Here is a 17,335-nt window from a genome sequence, read left to right on the forward strand (position 1 = left end):
CCTACGATGGGCACGTGCCCAATCAGCAGCAGGTCGCGCCGGACTCCCGACCGACCGAACGATCGACCGACCCCTACGACGCGCTCCTGCTGCTCTCCTTCGGCGGACCGGAGAGGCCGGAGGACGTCGTACCGTTCCTCGAGAACGTCACCCGCGGCCGCGGGATCCCACGCGAGCGCCTCGAGGCGGTGGGGGAGCACTACTTCCTCTTCGGTGGCCGCTCGCCGATCAACGACCAGAACCGGGCGCTGATCGCGGCGATCGAGACGGACCTCGCCGAGCACGGGCTCGACCTGCCTGTCTACTGGGGAAACCGCAACTGGGACCCCTACCTGGCCGACACGGTCGAGCAGATGGCCCGCGACGGCGTACGACGGGTGCTGTGCCTGGCCACGTCGGCCTACTCCTCCTGGTCGAGCTGTCGCCAGTACCGCGACAACCTGGAGGCGGCGCTCGCCGCCGTGCCCGAGGGTCTGGTCGCGCCGGAGATCGACAAGGTCGGCGCCTACTTCGACCACCCGGGCTTCGTCACCGCGAACACCGACGGGGTGCTCGCCGCCCTGGCCGACCTGCCCGACGAGGTCCGCGACGCCGCCCGGCTGGTGTTCGTCACGCACTCGATCCCGATCTCGATGAGCGAGTCCAGCGGTCCTCCCGCGGACCGACCAGAGGGCGGCGCGTACGTCGCCCAGCACCTCGAGGTCGCCGCCACCGTCGCCGCGCAGGTCGCCGCCGCCACCGGCGTCGAGCGACCCCACGAGCTCGTCTACTGCTCGCGCTCCGGCGCACCCCACGTCCCGTGGCTCGAGCCCGACGTCAACGACCGGCTCGAGGAGCTCGCCGGCGAGGGGACCGCGGCCGTCGTCCTGGTCCCGGTCGGCTTCGTGTCCGACCACATGGAGGTCGTCTACGACCTCGACACCGAGGCGCTGGCGACCGCCGAGCGGCTCGGCCTCCCGGCCCGCCGGGCAGCCTCCGCGGGCACCCACCCGGCGTTCGTGGCGGCGATCCGCGACCTGCTGCTGGCCCGGGCCTCCCGCGAGCGCACGCTGACGCCGGTGCCGCGCGACCACTGCCCCCTGGGCTGCTGCACGGCCGGCCGCGGATGAGCGAGCCCGCCGCCCTCCGCGCCCTGGCCGAGGACGTCGCCCGCGCGGCCGCCGTCCTGGTGCGCGAGCACGCCGCGAAGGGGGTCTCGGTCGCCGCCACCAAGTCCAGCGATATCGACGTGGTCACCGCGGCCGACCGGGCCAGCGAGGAGCTGATCCGCCGCCTGGTCCTCGAGGCCCGCCCCGACGACGCCTTCCTCGGCGAGGAGGGCGACGACCTCGCCGGCACCTCCGGGGTGCGCTGGGTGGTCGACCCCATCGACGGCACCGTCAACTTCCTCTACGGCATCCCGGAGTACGCCGTGTCGATCGCCGCCGAGGTCGACGGCGAGGTGGTCGCCGGCGTCGTGATGGACGTGGCCAAGGACGTGCTCTACGCCGGCCACTCGGGCGGCGTACCGACCCGCGACGGCGTTCCCCTGACGGTGCGTGGTCCCGCGCCGCTCGCGCACCGGCTCGTCGCCACCGGCTTCAACTACACCCGCCCGGTGCGCGAGGTCCAGGCCGCCGCGGCGGCCCGGCTCCTGCCGCACATCCGCGACATCCGGCGCACCGGCTCGTGCGCGCTCGACCTGTGCCGGGTGGCCGAGGGAGCCCTCGACGGGTACGTCGAGGAGGGGGTCCACCTGTGGGACCACGCGGCCGGCGGGTTCCTCGCCCGGCTCGCCGGGGCGCGGCTCCTCGTGACCGTCGGCGCCGGCGGACAGGAGGCCGTCGTTTGTGGCCCCGATCACGGGTTCGACGAGCTCCTGGAGGCCGTCCGGACCGCCGGATTCCTCGCCGTGGCGACCGGGGAATAGGACCGCCCCGTCCACTGTTCTGGGGACTCGCACCGACCCGGGTGTCGCGAACCGGCTCCCATGGTGCACAATCTGCCGCGCCCATCCGCACGCTTCCCGTGCGGGTGGCGGCCACTGAGGGGAGAGAGCAACCGGTCATGGCGACTGACTACGACGCACCGCGCAAGAACGAGGACGAGCAGTCCGAGGAGAGCATCGAAGAGCTCAAGGCGCGCCGCCACGACAAGAACTCGGGCAAGGTCGACGAGGACGAGACCGAGGCAGCAGAGTCGTTCGAGCTGCCCGGCGCCGACCTTTCCCACGAGGAGCTCGCGGTCGAGGTGAAGCCCAAGCAGGATGACGAGTTCACCTGCATGAGCTGCTTCCTGGTCCACCACCGCAGCCAGCTCGCAGATCCGAAGAAGATGATCTGCAAGGACTGCGTCTGACAGACGACGAGCGGCCGGGGCGGTCTGACCGCCACGGCCGCTCTGTCATTTCCTGACCGGTCGGTCCCTCAGGCGTCGCCCTTGCGCAGGCCCGGGGGCAGCTGGCCGGTCGACTTCAGGTAGTAGCCGGCGGCCCGGCGCTGGGCGAGCATCTTGGCGAGCGCGATGAACGTGCCGCTGGCCGCCGCCCACGCGACCGCCTCCCAGACGTCGACATCGGGGTCGGCCGGGTTGACCGGCGGCTTCTTGCCGGTCGCGGCGCGCCAGCTGGTGTCCAGCCCCTTCTTGGCCACCGACGCGGCGCCGAGCGCAGCGACGAGGGAGAACGCCGACCAGACCTTGGAGCTGTCCTTTGCCATGCACCCGAGCCTAGTGGGTGCTAGTGGTCCCGGGTGTTGAGCGCCGTCGCCAGGGCGCGCGGGTGGCGGGAGCTGACCAGCCAGTACGGCGCCGGGTCGGCCGGGTCGGTGATCTCCACCTTGACCGATTGACGCAGGTAGGGGCGCAGCAGCAGGTACGCCCGAGCGTCGGCCTCGGGACCCGACACCCGCCGGGTACGGTCGGCGTCGAGGGCCTCGGCCGCGCCGACGTACGACATCTCGATCCGGGCCCGGCCCGCGCGGAACCAGCCGTCGGACACGACGATCCGGGCTCCACCGTAGGACCGCAGCCAGGCCGCCATCGCCACCAGGACCAGGCCGGTCACCACCCACGCGAGCCAGGCGGCGTGGCCGATCAGCGCGACGATCAGGGTCAGCCACAGGGTCGCGACGAGCATCGTGCCCTGGGCCCACCAGCGCAGCGGGACCCGCAGCCGCTCCTGGTAGCTCGCACTCTCGCTCACGGGGAGGATGATCCCATCCGGCCGGTCGGACCTCGTCGTGAGGGGTCGCTAGGGTCTCCCCGTGCCTGACGACTCCGCTGATCTGGTGATCGCCGTCCAGCAGCTCGACCCCGCGCTGCCCCTGCCCGCCTACTCCCACCCGGGTGATGCGGGCGCCGACCTGGTCGCCGGTGTCGACGTCGACCTGGCCCCCGGTGAGCGGGCGCTGATCCCGACCGGGATCGCGATCGCACTGCCCGAGGGGTACGTCGCGCTCATCCACCCGCGCTCGGGCCTGGCCGCGAAGCACGGCCTGTCGATCGTGAACACCCCGGGAACCGTGGACGCGGGCTACCGTGGAGAGATCAAGGTGCTGCTGATCAACCACGACCCGGTGGAGGCGATCACGCTGCGCCGGGGAGACCGCATCGCCCAGCTGGTGGTCCAGCGGGTCGAGCGGGCCCGGTTCGAGGCGGTGAGCGCCCTTCCGGACAGCGTGCGTGGCAGCGGCGGCTACGGTTCAACCGGAGGATTCCAGTCGTGAGGGCCGACAGCGGCCCGAGCGGCGTGACGAGGAGGACACAGTGAGGCTGCGGCGCAAGGCTGCCGACCCGTCGGTCGACGACGCGGTGGACGAGACCACCGGTGCCCGCGAGACCGCCGAGGCCGCGGGTGACGCGGCCGCCGGTCCCTATGACGCCGACGACCTCCCCGACGACGGCGTGGCCCGGCTGGACCTGGGCTCCCTGCTCGTCGCGCCGACGGAGGACCGTGAGCTGCGGGTGCAGGTCGACGAGCAGTCCGGTGCGGTCCGTGCCGTGCTCCTCGCCAGCGACGCCGGCGCCCTCGAGCTGCGCGCCTTCGCGGCGCCCCGCAACGGCGACCTGTGGAGCGAGATCCGCCCGCAGATCGCCGCCGACGCCGCGCGCCGAGGTGGCACCGCCACCGAGCGCGAGGGCCGGTTCGGCACCGAGCTGGTGTGCGAGGTGCGGATGACCCGCCCCGACGGCGCCACCGGCACCCAGACCTCCCGCGTCATCGGGATCAACGGCCCCCGCTGGCTGCTGCGCGCGACGCTGCTCGGCGACCCGGCCCGCGACCCCGAGACGGCCGACGCCTGGGAGGCCGCGATCGCCCAGGTCGCCGTACGCCGCGGCGCCCACGCCATGCCTGTCGGCGAGCAGCTCCCTCTTTCGCTGCCTGAGGGCGCCACGCCGCGCGCCGTACCCACCAGCTGACCGGTCCCATGCGCACCAAGAGCCGCCTGCGGCGCACGATCAGCAAGTGGGCCAATCCCGACGAGGCGGAGGCCCGTGACCTCCGTGCCGAGTTCAGCGGCAGCGGAGTCGTCTGCATCGGCGACGCACCCGACCGCGAGCCGGTCCGGCTGCGCGGCACGCTGCGCACAGTCACCCTGCGCCCCCGGGGCGGCGTGCCGGCCCTCGAGGCCGAGCTCTACGACGGCACCGGCGTCGTGACCGTCATCTGGCTGGGCCGCCGGCGCATCGCCGGCATCGATCCGGGCCGCGCGCTCGAGGTGCGGGGCCGGATCGGCACCCAGGACGGCACCCGGATGCTCTACAACCCGCGCTACGAGCTGCTGTGAGCATGCCGGAGGACGCACCGCAGCGCGCCGTGGAGGACACGGCGAGCTCCCACCCGATCGGCGTCGACACCGTCGAGGCACTCGTGCGCCGTCAGCTGGCGACGACCCTCGGCGGCCGGCGGGGCGCGATCGAGGCGGCGCTGCCGGGTCTCGTGTTCACCCTGCTCTGGCTGCCGACGAAGCAGATCGAGCTGGCCCTGGTCGCCGCCGGCATCGTGGCCGCGATCGCCCTGGTCCTGCGGCTGGTGCAGCGCAGCACCACGCAGTACGTCTTCAACGCGATCTTCGGCCTCGCCATCGGTTGGGTCTTCGTCCGCTGGGCCGCGGGCTCGGGCGGCGACGCCTCGGACCAGGCGCTGGCCTACTTCCTGCCCGGCATCCTCTACAGCGGGGTCTACTCCATCGTCCTCGCCGCGACCTGCCTGCTGCGCTGGCCGATGCTCGGCTTCATGCTCGGCGTGGGCGCCGAGGACCCGCTCGAGTGGCGCAAGAACGACCAGGTGGTCCGGCTGTGCAGCCGGCTCACCTGGCTGATGCTGGCGCCCGGCGCCATCGGCGTGCTCCTGCAGGGTCCGGTCTGGTTGCTCGGCCACCACGACGTGATCCGCGCCGAGGTGGCGGTCACGATCATCGCGGTGCTGCGGCTCGGGCTCGGCTGGGTGCTGCGGATCGCGGCGTTCTCGCTGATGTTCTGGCTGCTCGCCCGCAACGCGACGCCGCTGGAGGCGGCCGCGGGTGAGCCCGACGCGGACGCCGAGCCCGCCTGACCTACTTCTCCGGGTGCGAGCCCGGCGCCAGCAGCCGCTCCAGCTCGTCCTCGGCCTCGGCCGGGACCACGAACAGCAGCTCGTCGCCGGACTCGACCGGCTGCTCGGGCGTCGGAACGTAGACCTGGCCGTCGCGCAGGATCGAAACCAGGGCGCAGTTCTCCGGGAGCGGGATCAGGCCCGAGGCCTTGCCGACGTACGGCGAGTCGGCCGGCAGCACCATCTCGACCAGGTTGGCGTTGCCCTTGCGGAAGGTGAACAGCCGCACCAGGTCGCCGACGCTGACGGCCTCCTCGACCAACGCCGACATGATCCGCGGCGTGGAGACGTTGACGTCCACGCCCCAGGCCTCGGTGAACAGCCACTCGTTGTTGGGGTGGTTGACCCGGCCGACGGTGCGGGGGACCCCGAACTCGGTCTTGGCGAGCAGCGAGGTGACCAGGTTGGCCTTGTCGTCGCCGGTGGCGGCGATGACCACGTCGCACTTGTCGAGGCGGGCCTCCTCGAGCGAGGAGAGCTCGCAGGAGTCGGCGAGCAGCCACTCGGCGTCGGGGACCCGCTCGGGCCGGATCGAGGCGGGGGACTTGTCGATGAGGAGCACCTCGTGGCCGTTCTCGATCAGCTCGCGGGCGATCGAGCGACCGACGGCACCTGCTCCGGCGATGGCGACGCGCATCTCTGGTTCCCTCTCAGCCCTCGTGCTCGGGCCCGCGGGCCAGCACCTTGTACGCCTGGTCCGCGGACTCCTCGCGGGTGACCAGGTGCAGCATGTCGCCCTCCTGGATCACGCTGTCGCGGTCGGGCAGCAGGCCCTCGCCGAGACGGTCGATCCACGCGACGCGGCAGCGGGCCTGCTCCTGGAGCTGGCCCACCCGCGCGCCCACCCAGACCTCGGGGGTCGGGATGTGGTCGACGCGGATCGTGCCCGACGGGTCGCGGAAGTCGGGCTCGGCACCGGCCGGGAGGATCCGGCGCAGCACCTGGTCGGCGGTCCACTTCACGGTGGCCACCGTGGTGATGCCGAGTCGCTGGTAGACCTCGGCGCGGCCGGGGTCGTAGATCCGGGCGACGACCTGCTGGATCCCGAAGGTCTCCCGGGCGACCCGGGCCGCGATGATGTTGGAGTTGTCACCGCTGGACACCGCGGCGAACGCGTCGGCGCGCCGGATGCCGGCCTTCTCCAGGACCTCCTGGTCGAAGCCGATCCCCGGGATCTTGTCGCCGTTGAAGCCCGGGCCGAGCCGCCGGAAGGCGTCCGGCTCGCTGTCGATGATCGACACGGTGTGGTTGCGGTCCTCGAGGCTGCGGGCCAGGGTCGAGCCGACTCGTCCGCAGCCCATGATCACGACGTGCACGGTGAGCACGCTATCCCACGGGAGATGCCCTACCGTTGTCGCTCGTGGGTGTCGGAGACGTATCGAAGCGCATCCTCCTCGGACGCAAGCTGCGCAGCGCCCAGCTCGGGGAGACACTGCTTCCCAAGCGGATCGCGCTCCCGGTGTTCGCCAGCGACGCCCTGTCGTCGGTGGCGTACGCGCCCGACGAGGTCTTCATCATGCTCGGGATCGCCGGCGCGAGCGCCTACACCTGGTCGTGGAAGATCGGCCTCGCCGTCGCCCTCGTGATGTTCACGGTGGTCGCGTCGTACCGCCAGACCGTGCACGCCTATCCGTCGGGCGGCGGCGACTACGAGGTCGCCACGGTCAACCTCGGCAAGACCGCCGGCGTGACCGTCGCCAGCGCCCTCCTGGTCGACTACGTGCTCACGGTGGCGGTGTCGATCTCCAACGCGTCCCAGTACGCGGCGAGCGCGATACCCGAGCTGATCGGCCACGAGGTCATGGTCGCGACGATCGCGGTGGTGCTGCTCACGGCCGTGAACCTGCGGGGTGTGCGCGAGTCGGGCACGTTCTTCGCCATCCCGACCTACCTGTTCATGTTCGCCATCCTCGGCATGTGCGCCTACGGGCTGGTCCAGCTGCTGGCCGGCAGCCTGCCCGACGCGGAGAGCGCGGACCTCAAGATCGTCCCGGAGGAGGGCTGGGAGGGCCCGCTCAACCAGGTCGCCCTGATCTTCCTGCTCGCTCGTGCCTTCTCGTCCGGCTGTGCGGCGCTGACCGGCGTCGAGGCGATCTCCAACGGCGTCCCGGCCTTCAAGCGACCCAAGAGCAAGAACGCGGCGACCACGCTGCTGCTCCTCGGCCTGATCGCGGTCAGCATGATGATGAGCATCATCGTGCTGGCCAAGCAGATGGCGATCCGGTTCGTCGACCCGCACGCATTGGAGCGACTGCGCACCGCCGGCGGCGACGCCGTGCCGGACGACTACCAGCAGCACCCGGTGATCTCGCAGATCGCGAACGGCGTCTTCAGCAACTTCTCGCCGGGCTTCTACTTCGTGGTCACCGTCACCGGCATCATCCTCGTGCTGGCCGCCAACACCGCCTTCAACGGCTTCCCGGTGCTCGGCTCGATCCTCGCCCGGGACGGCTTCGCCCCCCGTGCGCTCGGCTCGCGGGGAGACCGGCTCGCCTACAGCAACGGCATCGTCTTCCTCGCCGTCATGGCGATCGTGCTCATCGTCGTGTTCGAGGCCCAGACCACCAAGCTCATCCAGCTCTACATCGTCGGCGTCTTCGTCTCGTTCAACCTCAGCCAGCTCGGCATGATCCGGCACTGGACGCGGCACCTCGCGACGGAGACCGACGCCGGCGAACGACGGCGGATGCAGCGCGCACGGGCGATCAACACGTTCGGCCTGGGCCTCACCGCGGTCGTCCTGGTCATCGTGCTGATCACCAAGTTCCTGGCCGGCGCCTGGATCACCATCCTCGCCATGTGCTTCTTCTTCGCGTTGATGAAGGCCATCAAGAAGCACTACGACAACGTGGCGCGCGAGCTCGCCGCCGACGAGACCGACAAGGCGCTGCCGACCCGGGTGCACGCCATCGTGCTCGTCTCCAAGCTGCACAAGCCGACCCTGCGGGCGCTGGCCTTCGCGAAGGCGACCCGGCCCAACGCGCTCGAGGGCGTCTACGTGTCGGTCGACCAGAAGGACACCGCCCGGCTGCTGGAGGAGTGGGACGAGCGCAACACCGGGGTCCCGCTCAAGGTGCTGCACTCGCCGTACCGCGAGATCATCAAGCCGATCGTGGAGTACGCCTCGGCGATCCGCCGGTCCAACCCGCGCGGCGTGGTGGCCGTCTACATCCCCGAGTACGTCGTCGGGCGCTGGTGGGAGCAGTTCCTGCACAACCAGACCGCCCTTCGACTCAAGGGCCGGCTGCTGTTCACCCCCGGCGTCATGGTCATCTCGGTGCCCTACCAGCTGCGGTCCTCCAAGCTCGCGCTCGAGCGTGAGGAGCGCGAGGAGCACCGCGTGCACGCCGGCGACCTGCGTCGTGGTCGGGTGGTCGGCAACGACCGGCAGACCCCGCGGTGAGCCGGCCCGCCCGCCGACCGTCGCGCCGCCCCCGGGCCCGCACCGCCCGCGGCAGCTCGGTGGCCGGCCGCCGTTTCGAGGCCGAGGTCGGCCCGGTCGCGCACGGCGGCCACTGCGTCGCCCGCGTCGAGGACCGGGTGGTCTTCGTGCGCCACGCCCTGCCCGGTGAGCGGGTGGTCCTCGAGATCACCGAGGGCACCGAAGGCGACCGGTTCTGGCGCGCCGACGCCGTGGAGGTGCTCACGCCCTCGCCCGACCGGGTGCCCGCGCCCTGTCCGTACGCCGGCCCCGGGCTGTGCGGCGGCTGCGACTTCCAGCACGTCGCGCTCCCGGCCCAGCGCGCCCTCAAGGCGGAGGTCGTGCGCGAGCAGCTGCGCCGGGTGGCCCGCCTCGACGTGGAGGTGAGCGTCGAGGCCGTGCCCGGCGACGAGGACGGACTGCGCTGGCGCACCCGCCAACGCTACGTCCCGCTGCCCGACGGCCGGCGCGGCATGCGCAAGCACCGCTCCCACGACGTGATCCCGGTTGACGAGTGCCTGCTCGAGGCGCCCACCGGTCCGTCGTACGACGTCCGGGGGCGGGGCTTCGAGGTCGCTGACGGTGGCTTCTGGCAGGTCCACCCGGGCGCCCCGGAGGCCCTGGTCGGTGCGGTGCTCGAGGCCCTCGACCCGCGGCCGGGGGAGAGCGCGCTCGACCTGTACGCCGGCGTCGGGCTGTTCAGCCGGTTCCTGTCCGAGGCCGTCGGGCCCACCGGACGGGTGGCCGCCGTCGAGGGCGACCTGGCCGCCTCGGCCCTGTCCGAGCGCAACTGCCCGGGACTCACCGCGGTGCCGGGCGACGTCGCCTCCGTGCTCGCGACCGGCCTGCCCGCCGCCTGGGGTCACGCCGACCTCGTCGTCCTCGACCCGCCCCGTGCCGGTGCCAAGCGGGCCGTCGTCGAGCAGGTCGTTGCCCGCGGACCCCGCGCGGTGGCCTACGTCGCCTGCGACCCCGCCGCGCTCGCCCGCGACGTCGCGATCTTCGCCGAGCACGGCTACCGGCTCGCGTCGCTGCGCGCCTTCGACCTGTTCCCGATGACGCACCACGTGGAGTGCGTCGCGCTGCTGACGAGGACCGGCACCCCTTTACAGTGAGGGCACACCATTTCGCGCTCGGGCGCCGCCCTCACAGACAGGACCCCTCATGACCTCGACTCCGTCCGCCGTCACCGACGAGATGGTCAACGCCTTCGCCGACACCTACTACGGAGGGCTCAGCTCCAGCATCTACGCGACCCCGGTGCCGCTCGACCCGGCGGACACGGTGCTGGTCCTGATCGACATCCAGGAGTGCATCACCAAGGACGCGTTCCTCAAGACCTTCGCCGCGCTCGGCGTCGACTCCGAGCCCATGCTCCCGGTCCTCGACCGCATCGAGGCCGACATGCGGGCGACGGTGGCGAACATCTCGGCCGTGCTGGAGCGGTGCCGCGAGACCGGGATCCGCCCGATCCACGTGCGCATCCAGTCCCATCTCCCCGATGCGGCCGACACCGGCGCCCTGCACCGGTCGGCCGGCATGTTCTACCCGCCGGGCTCGAAGGACTCCGAGTTCCTCCCCGAGGTGATGCCGCGCGAGGACGAGGTCGTCCTCAACAAGACCTGCTCCGGCATCCACGTCGGCACCCACATCGACCAGGTGCTGCGCAACCTGGGCGCCCGGAAGGTGCTGGTGGTGGGCTTCTACACCGACCAGTGCATCAGCGCGTCGGTGCGCGACCTGTCCGACCTCGGCTACCAGGTCGACCTGATCGAGGACGCCGTCGGCGCGCTCAGCCCGCAGCGGCACGAGTACGCGTTGCAGGGCATCCGGAAGATCTACGCGAACTCCGAGACGACCCACACGCTGCTGGGCCGGCTCGCCGAGCTCCCGGCGCGCTAGCGGTGTCCACGGACGTCGTGGCGGCCGCGTCGGCGACGGCCCTCGCGGTGCGCCGGTCGATCCACCAGCACCCCGAGCTGAGCTTCGAGGAGCACCGGACCGCCCGACTGGTCTGCGAGCACCTTGACCGGATCGGCCTGCCGTACCGCCCCGGTGTCGCCGGGACCGGGGTCGTCGCCACCCTCGACACCGGTCGGCCGGGCCCGGTCACCGCCTTCCGCGCCGACCTGGACGCGCTGCCGATCACGGAGGAGACCGCGCTGCCGTTCCGGTCCGCGGTGGCGGGCGTGATGCACGCCTGCGGGCACGACATGCACACCGCGATCCTGCTGGGGCTGGCCGAGCGGCTCGCCGCCGAGGCGGATGGGCTGACCGGCACCGTCGTCTTCGTCTTCCAGCCGGGAGAGGAGGCCAACGGCGGCGCGCAGCGGGTCATCGACGCCGGAGGGCTCAGCGACGCCGGGGTGGAGCGGATCTTCGCGCTGCACGTCGTCCCGGAGCTGCCGACCGGCTCGATCGCGCTCCGCGACGGTGCGCTGACGGCGACCGACGACGAGTTCGAGATCTCCGTCGCCGGACGTGAGGCGCACAGCTCCCAGCCCGAGCTCGGCGTCAACGCTGTGTCGGTGGCCGCGCGGATCGTCACGGCGCTCGACGGCCTGTGCGCGACGCTCAGCCCGTTCAGCGTGGCCACGCTGAACGTCGCATCGGTCCGCGGCGGCGACGCGGTCAACGTGATCCCCGGCGCCGCCGAGGTGCGAGGCATGATCCGGTGCGTCGAGTCGGCCGACAAGATCCTGCTGCGTGAGCGACTGACCACGACGGCCGAGGCCGTCGCCGCGTCGATGGGCGCGCACGCGGGCGTGCGGATCGTCGAGGGCTTCCCGCCGGTGGTCAACGACCCGGACCTGGCCGCCACCGTCCGGATGGCGGCTCGTGAGGCCCTCGCCCCGGGAGCGCAGCTCATCGAGCTGGAGCGACCGCACCTCGGCTCGGAGGACTTCGCCTACTACCAGCAGGTGGTGCCGGGCGCGATGTTCATGCTCGGTTGCGGGCGGGCCGGTGCCGCCGGCGGAGGCCTGCACACCGGGACCTTCGATCCCGACGAGGACGCCCTGGCCGTCGGCCTGGCGGTCTTCTCGGCGATCGCGCACCGGGTCCACGGCACGACCTGACCGACACGGCAGACTGGCCGCCATGGCGAACCTGGTCATGACGGACGGGGCGGTCTCGGGGCTGCTGGAACCCACCTCGGTGGAGCTGGTCGCCGGCGAGGTGGTGGTCGCCGTGGGCCGGCCGGGCCACGGCAACGTGGCTCTGGCCCTCGCCCTGGCCGGGCGGCTCCGGCTGACCGGCGGCACGGTCGCGCTCGGTGAAGACCCCGAGCCAGGAGCGCTGCAGGCGGCGGTGGTGCTGGTCGACGTACCCGGGGTCACCGAGCCGGACGACAGCGTGCCGTTCCGGGTGGTCGTGGCCGAGGAGCTGGCCCTCGCGGGTCGGCCCGCCGGCCCGCGGGCGGCGTCGGCGTGGTTGCGCGAGCACCGGCTCGCCACCGGGCCGGGGCTGCGGACCGAGGACGTGCCGCCGGCCGACCGGATCCGCTCGCTGACTGAGCTGGGGGCGGCGCGACCCGGCGCGCGGTTCCTGGTGCTGGTCTCGCCGGACCGGCACGGCCTGCACCGCCGGGACTGGTGGCCGGTCGTCCGGGCCGCCGCGGACGACGGGCTCGGCGTCCTCGTGACGGTGAGCGAGGCGGTGGACCTGGCGGGCGAGGTCGTCCACACGGCCACGATCGGAGGTGCGGCGTGAACACCCTGCGCATCGCCTGGAGCGAGCTCTCCCGCCTGCTGAGCATCCGGATGGGCCGCATCACCGTGCTGGCCCTGGTCACGGTGCCGACCATCTACGCCGGCCTCTACCTCTATGCCAACCACGACCCCTACTCGGCACTGGACCGGGTTCCGACCGCCCTGGTCGTCGAGGACACCGGTGCGACCGGGCTCGACGGCAAGCAGCTCGACGCCGGGCGCGAGGTGGCCGACCAGCTGCTGGAGTCCGCCGACTTCGGCTGGCACGAGGTCTCTCGCGCCACCGCCGAGGCCGGCGTCGACGACGGCACCTACGACTTCGCGCTGCTGATCCCGCGCGACTTCTCCGCCGCCCTGACCAGCAGCTCCGGGAGCGACCCGGAGCAGGCGCGGATCACGATGCTCACCAACGACGCGAACTCCTACCTGTCGACCACCATCGCCAACACCGTCGCCACCAAGGTGCGCGACGCGATCGGGCAGAAGGTCTCCCAGGAGGCGGTCGGCACCTTCCTGCTCGGCATCGCCGACGTCCGCCAGGGCCTCCAGCAGGGTGCCGACGGCGCCGGCCAGCTGCAGGACGGGCTGACGCAGGCCCGCAAGGGCTCACGCAGGCTCGTCGACGGCAGCGCCCGGCTCGCCGACGGCACCGGGCAGCTGCACGACGGCGCGACCCAGCTGCACGACGGGTTGACCACCCTCGCCACGCGTACGGCGCCCCTGCCCCAGCAGGCGAGGAAGCTGGCGAACGGCGCCCGTCAGGTCGCCGACGGTGACCAGAAGGTCGCCAACGCGGGCAACAGGATCGCGGGTGCGGTCCACGGCGCCCGGCTCGCGTACGACGGCGGCCGGGCCGATCTGGTCGCCCAGATGAACCAGCTCGGGATCGACCAGGGCGCCCAGGACCGGCTGCTCGCGGTCTACGACCGGGTCGGTGGCAAGGTCCACGACGTCGACACCAAGGCGGGCGACGTACGCAAGCAGCTCAACCAGCTCGCCGGCGGCGCCGACCGGGTCGCCGACGGTGCCGACCAGCTCGCCCGCTCGGCGCCGGCTCTCCTCGACGGCATCCGCCAGGCGCGCGACGGCGCCGGGGAGCTGGAGACCGGAGCAGCCCGCCTCGACAAGGGCGCCGCCACCCTGCACGACGGCACCGTCGAGCTGCGCAAGGGCCTGCGCCAGCTGACGACGGGTGCCGGCACGCTCCGCGACGGGCTCGCCGCCGGCGTCGAGAAGGTGCCCGACACCACCGAGGAGTCACGCCAGCAGATCGCCGAGACGATCGCGAACCCGATCGACGTCCAGGCCCGCAGCGACGCGGCAGCCCGCAACTACGGCGCGGGACTGGCGCCGTTCTTCCTGGCCCTGGCCGCCTGGATCGGCGGCTACGTCCTCTTCCTCCTGGTGCGCCCGCTGTCCAGCCGGGCCCTGGCCGCCAACCAGCACCCGCTGCGGATCGCCGTCGGCGGCTGGCTGCCGCCGGCCCTCATCGGGGCGGCCCAGATGACCCTCGCCTTCGCCGTGGTGGCGCTCGCCCTCGACGTCGGGATCGTCGAGAGCCTGCGGACCTGGCTGTTCATGATCCTGATCTCGGCGACCTTCGTCGCGATCGTGCACCTCATGAACGCCCTGCTCGGCACGCCGGGCCAGTTCCTCGCCCTGGTCCTGATGGTGGTGCAGCTGGTCACCGCCGGCGGCACCTTCCCGTGGCAGACCATCCCCGAACCGCTGCACTGGCTGCACCAGATGCTGCCGATGAGCTATGCCGTCGACGGCCTGCGCCAGCTGATGTACGGCGGCGACCCGGCCCGGGCGTCCACGGCGGTGCTGGTGCTGGCGGCGTACCTGGTCGGTGCGCTGGTGCTCACCTCGCTGGTCGCGCGCAGGCACCGGGTGTGGACGCCGAGCCGGGTCAAGCCGACGGTCGTGCTGTAGGGCGTCAGCGCACGACGGCGTAGCAGAGCTTCTGCACGCCGTTCGCGTAGGACTCGCTCTCGACGAGCTCCAGGCGCTGGCGGTCCTTGTCGGTCTCGCTCCACATCCGCTTGCCGGCGCCGAGGACCCACGGGAACACCAGCAGGTGGTAGCGGTCGAGCAGGCCGGCGTCCGCCAGGCCGCGGGCCAGGCTCGCGGAGCCGTGGATCGAGATCGGGCCGCCGTCGGTCTCCTTCAGTGCGGCGACGTCGTCGACGGAGCGCAGGATCGTCGTCTCGCCCCAGTCGGTGACGAGGTCGTCCTCCTTGAGGGTGGTGGAGACGACGTACTTCGGCATCGCGTTGTACTTCGGGAACTCCTCGGTCATCGTCGGCCAGACCGGGGCGAAGGCCTGGTAGCTGACCCGGCCGAGCATCAGCGCGCCGGCCTCCTCCTGCTCGCGGCCCTTGAGCTCGTAGACCTCCGGGAGGAAGTCGATGCCCTGGAAGGTCCACCCGCCGTTGCGGTAGTCGGGCTCCGGGGCCGGGGCCTGGACGACGCCGTCGAGCGAGACGAAGGCGGTGTAGATCAGGGTGCGCATGGATGACCTCCGGGGTCGGGATGGGGGCGCTGACATCCTCTCCACGAACGGCGCAGGGCCGGTACGACAGGCCGGACGAATCTTTTTTCGGTGATTTTCCCCGGTCCTGACCTCTCCGGCTTGTCCTCATGTCGGCTTGAGGTTCTACCTTCGGCGACATGAGCATGGAGTCGATCGCCTGGAACCAGGTGTACCGGGGGATGCACGGACCCGACGAGGAGCGGGAGTTCAGCACCGCGACCGCGAAGCGGATCCTGCGCTTCGCGCGTCCCCACCGCCGCAAGCTGATCGGGTTCGTGGTCCTCAGCGTCGTGACAGCCGGGCTCGCGGTCGCGACACCGGTGCTGGCCGGCGACGTCGTCAACGCGATCGTCGCCGGCGACAACCGCTCGGTCGTCCTGCGGCTGGCGATGGCGATCGCGGTGCTGGCGGTGCTGGACGCGGGACTCGGGCTGGTGTCGCGCTGGCTGTCGTCGAGCATCGGCGAGGGGCTGATCCTCGACCTGCGTACGGCGGTGTTCGACCACGTGCAGCGGATGCCGGTCGCCTTCTTCAGCCGGACCCGCACCGGTGCGCTGGTCAGCCGGCTCAACAACGACGTGATCGGGGCACAGCGGGCGTTCAGCCAGACCCTCTCGGGCGTGGTCGGCAACCTGGTGACCCTGGTGCTGACCCTGGTCGTGATGCTCGGCATCTCCTGGCAGGTCACCCTGCTCGCGCTCGTGCTGCTCCCGGTGTTCGTCGTCCCGGCGCGGCGGATGGGGCGCCGGCTGGCCGGCATCCAGCGGGAGGCGGCCGACCACAACGCCGCGATGGGCAACCAGATGACCGAGCGGTTCTCGGCGCCGGGGGCGACGCTGGTCAAGCTGTTCGGCCGCCCCGAGCAGGAGTCGGTCGAGTTCGCGGCGCGGGCGGAGCGCGTCGCCGAGATCGGCGTGCGCACGGCGATGGTGCAGACCACCTTCGTCACCGCGCTCACCCTGGTGTCCGCGCTCGCCGTGGCTGTCGTCTACGGCCTCGGCGGCACCCTTGCCCTCGACGGCACGCTCGACGCCGGTGACGTGGTCGCCCTGTCCCTGCTGCTCACCCGGCTCTACGCGCCGCTCACCGCGCTGGCCAGCGCCCGGGTCGAGGTGATGAGCGCGCTGGTCAGCTTCGAGCGGGTCTTCGAGGTGCTCGACCTCGAGCCACTGATCACCGACCGGCCCGACGCCGGCACGGTCCCGGACGGTCCGGTCGCGGTCGAGCTCGACGACGTCCGGTTCGCCTACCCCTCGGCCGACAAGGTCTCGCTCGCCTCGCTGGAGGCGGTCGCCACGCTCGACACCCGCGGCGGCGAGGAGGTGCTGCACGGCATCTCCCTGCGTGCCGAGCCCGGGCAGGTCGTGGCCCTGGTCGGCTCCTCGGGCGCCGGGAAGTCGACCATCGCGCAGCTCGTGTCCCGGCTGTACGACGTCGACGGGGGCGCCGTACGCCTGGCGGGGGTGGACGTGCGCGACCTGACCGCCTCCTCGATCCGCGGCGCGGTCGGCATGGTCACCCAGGACGGCCACCTGTTCCACGACACGATCCGCGGCAACCTGCTGCTGGCCCGGCCGGAGGCGGACGAGCAGGACCTGTGGGACGCGCTGTCCCGGGCCCGGCTGGCCGACCTGGTGCGCGGGCTGCCCGACGGACTCGACACGGTCGTGGGGGAGCGCGGCTACCGGCTCTCCGGCGGCGAGCGCCAGCGGCTCACCATCGCCCGGCTGCTGCTCAAGCAGCCCCGGGTGGTCATCCTCGACGAGGCGACGGCGTCCCTGGACTCCACCTCGGAGGCCGCCGTCCAGGCGGCGCTGGGGGAGGCGCTCGCCGGGCGGACCGCGCTGGTGATCGCGCACCGGCTCTCCACGATCCGGGCCGCCGACCTGATCGCCGTCGTGGAGGACGGCCGGATCGTCGAGCGGGGCACGCATGCCGCGCTGCTGGCCGCGGGCGGTCGCTACGAGGAGCTGTACCGGACCCAGTTCGCCGAGGACGCTCCCAACGCGCCGGCGCCGGACCTCCATGGAGATCTGCCCGCCGATCGTGTATCTTGACGTCAAGAGATATCGGGAGCCCGGTGTCCGCAAGACTTA

19 protein-coding genes are annotated in these 17,335 nt (G+C 72.3%); 14 read left to right on the forward strand and 5 right to left on the reverse strand.

Annotated features, from left to right (window positions below; translation table 11 throughout):
* Positions 1 to 14 precede the first annotated feature (14 nt).
* From FBY23_RS12665 to FBY23_RS12675, 3 genes are all read left to right on the forward strand, one after another.
* Positions 15 to 1,109 (forward strand): ferrochelatase, encoded by a 1,095-nt coding sequence (locus FBY23_RS12665; protein WP_141798473.1) that lies wholly within the window; start codon positions 15 to 17, stop codon positions 1,107 to 1,109.
* On the forward strand, positions 1,106 to 1,909 hold the full coding sequence (locus FBY23_RS12670) for an inositol monophosphatase family protein (protein WP_141798474.1): 804 nt from the start codon (positions 1,106 to 1,108) through the stop codon (positions 1,907 to 1,909). The genes FBY23_RS12665 and FBY23_RS12670 overlap by 4 nt, the downstream gene beginning before the upstream one ends.
* A gap of 137 nt (positions 1,910 to 2,046) precedes the next feature.
* Positions 2,047 to 2,337, forward strand: coding sequence for a DUF4193 domain-containing protein (locus FBY23_RS12675; RefSeq protein WP_141798475.1), 291 nt, complete (start codon positions 2,047 to 2,049; stop codon positions 2,335 to 2,337).
* Between the two features lie 68 nt (positions 2,338 to 2,405).
* Here FBY23_RS12675 and FBY23_RS12680 read toward each other — a convergent pair whose 3' ends face one another.
* Together FBY23_RS12680 and FBY23_RS12685 are read right to left on the reverse strand one after the other, a co-directional pair.
* Entirely contained in the window at positions 2,406 to 2,696 is a 291-nt protein-coding gene (locus tag FBY23_RS12680; protein ID WP_141798476.1) for a DUF4235 domain-containing protein, read from the reverse strand.
* A gap of 20 nt (positions 2,697 to 2,716) precedes the next feature.
* On the reverse strand, positions 2,717 to 3,181 hold the full coding sequence (locus tag FBY23_RS12685) for a DUF3093 domain-containing protein (RefSeq protein WP_141798477.1): 465 nt from the start codon (positions 3,179 to 3,181) through the stop codon (positions 2,717 to 2,719).
* 61 nt (positions 3,182 to 3,242) lie between these two features.
* On the opposite strand from FBY23_RS12685, the gene dut reads away from it, so the two are divergent.
* From dut to FBY23_RS12705, 4 genes are read left to right on the forward strand one after another with little or no spacing between them, the layout of a single operon-like run.
* Positions 3,243 to 3,704 (forward strand): dUTP diphosphatase, encoded by a 462-nt coding sequence (gene dut, locus FBY23_RS12690; protein WP_141798478.1) that lies wholly within the window; start codon positions 3,243 to 3,245, stop codon positions 3,702 to 3,704.
* Between the two features lie 40 nt (positions 3,705 to 3,744).
* Positions 3,745 to 4,398 carry a DUF3710 domain-containing protein gene (locus tag FBY23_RS12695; protein WP_260805937.1) on the forward strand — a complete coding sequence of 218 codons (654 nt, stop codon included), beginning with the start codon at positions 3,745 to 3,747 and terminating at the stop codon, positions 4,396 to 4,398.
* 8 nt (positions 4,399 to 4,406) lie between these two features.
* Positions 4,407 to 4,766 carry an OB-fold nucleic acid binding domain-containing protein gene (locus FBY23_RS12700; RefSeq protein WP_141798479.1) on the forward strand — a complete coding sequence of 120 codons (360 nt, stop codon included), beginning with the start codon at positions 4,407 to 4,409 and terminating at the stop codon, positions 4,764 to 4,766.
* 2 nt (positions 4,767 to 4,768) lie between these two features.
* A complete protein-coding gene (locus tag FBY23_RS12705; RefSeq protein ID WP_141801022.1) occupies positions 4,769 to 5,533 on the forward strand; it encodes a DUF3159 domain-containing protein in 765 nt (254 codons plus the stop codon).
* A 1-nt stretch (position 5,534) separates the two neighbouring features.
* On the opposite strand, the gene FBY23_RS12710 is transcribed toward FBY23_RS12705, so the two are convergent.
* Positions 5,535 to 6,209: a TrkA family potassium uptake protein gene (locus FBY23_RS12710; RefSeq protein ID WP_141798480.1), complete on the reverse strand. Its 675-nt coding sequence runs from the start codon at positions 6,207 to 6,209 to the stop codon at positions 5,535 to 5,537.
* 13 nt (positions 6,210 to 6,222) lie between these two features.
* Positions 6,223 to 6,888 (reverse strand): TrkA family potassium uptake protein, encoded by a 666-nt coding sequence (locus tag FBY23_RS12715; protein ID WP_141798481.1) that lies wholly within the window; start codon positions 6,886 to 6,888, stop codon positions 6,223 to 6,225.
* Between the two features lie 44 nt (positions 6,889 to 6,932).
* Here FBY23_RS12715 and FBY23_RS12720 point away from each other — a divergent pair, with 44 nt between their 5' ends.
* The 6 genes from FBY23_RS12720 to FBY23_RS12745 are packed head-to-tail and all read left to right on the forward strand — an operon-like array spanning position 6,933 to position 14,638.
* The gene (locus tag FBY23_RS12720; protein WP_141798482.1) at positions 6,933 to 8,975 is read left to right on the forward strand and encodes an APC family permease; all 2,043 of its coding nucleotides are present in this window, start codon (positions 6,933 to 6,935) and stop codon (positions 8,973 to 8,975) included.
* Complete coding sequence (locus FBY23_RS12725) at positions 8,972 to 10,108, forward strand: class I SAM-dependent RNA methyltransferase (protein WP_141798483.1); 1,137 nt, start codon at positions 8,972 to 8,974, stop codon at positions 10,106 to 10,108. The genes FBY23_RS12720 and FBY23_RS12725 overlap by 4 nt, the downstream gene beginning before the upstream one ends.
* A 49-nt stretch (positions 10,109 to 10,157) precedes the next feature.
* Entirely contained in the window at positions 10,158 to 10,895 is a 738-nt protein-coding gene (locus FBY23_RS12730) for a cysteine hydrolase family protein (protein ID WP_141798484.1), read from the forward strand.
* Positions 10,896 to 10,897: 2 nt separating this feature from the next.
* The gene (locus FBY23_RS12735) at positions 10,898 to 12,070 is read left to right on the forward strand and encodes a M20 family metallopeptidase (protein WP_141798485.1); all 1,173 of its coding nucleotides are present in this window, start codon (positions 10,898 to 10,900) and stop codon (positions 12,068 to 12,070) included.
* 22 nt (positions 12,071 to 12,092) lie between these two features.
* Positions 12,093 to 12,704, forward strand: coding sequence for a hypothetical protein (locus tag FBY23_RS12740; protein ID WP_141798486.1), 612 nt, complete (start codon positions 12,093 to 12,095; stop codon positions 12,702 to 12,704).
* Positions 12,701 to 14,638, forward strand: coding sequence for a YhgE/Pip domain-containing protein (locus tag FBY23_RS12745; RefSeq protein WP_141798487.1), 1,938 nt, complete (start codon positions 12,701 to 12,703; stop codon positions 14,636 to 14,638). Before FBY23_RS12740 ends, FBY23_RS12745 begins: the two co-directional genes overlap by 4 nt.
* A 4-nt stretch (positions 14,639 to 14,642) precedes the next feature.
* Here FBY23_RS12745 and FBY23_RS12750 read toward each other — a convergent pair whose 3' ends face one another.
* Entirely contained in the window at positions 14,643 to 15,218 is a 576-nt protein-coding gene (locus FBY23_RS12750) for a dihydrofolate reductase family protein (protein ID WP_141798488.1), read from the reverse strand.
* 158 nt (positions 15,219 to 15,376) lie between these two features.
* Between FBY23_RS12750 and FBY23_RS12755 the strand changes: the two genes are divergently transcribed.
* The gene (locus tag FBY23_RS12755) at positions 15,377 to 17,296 is read left to right on the forward strand and encodes an ABC transporter ATP-binding protein (RefSeq protein WP_141798489.1); all 1,920 of its coding nucleotides are present in this window, start codon (positions 15,377 to 15,379) and stop codon (positions 17,294 to 17,296) included.
* The last annotated feature ends 39 nt before the right edge of the window (positions 17,297 to 17,335 follow it).

This window comes from Nocardioides sp. SLBN-35, from assembly GCF_006715725.1.
Lineage (GTDB): Bacteria > Actinomycetota > Actinomycetes > Propionibacteriales > Nocardioidaceae > Nocardioides.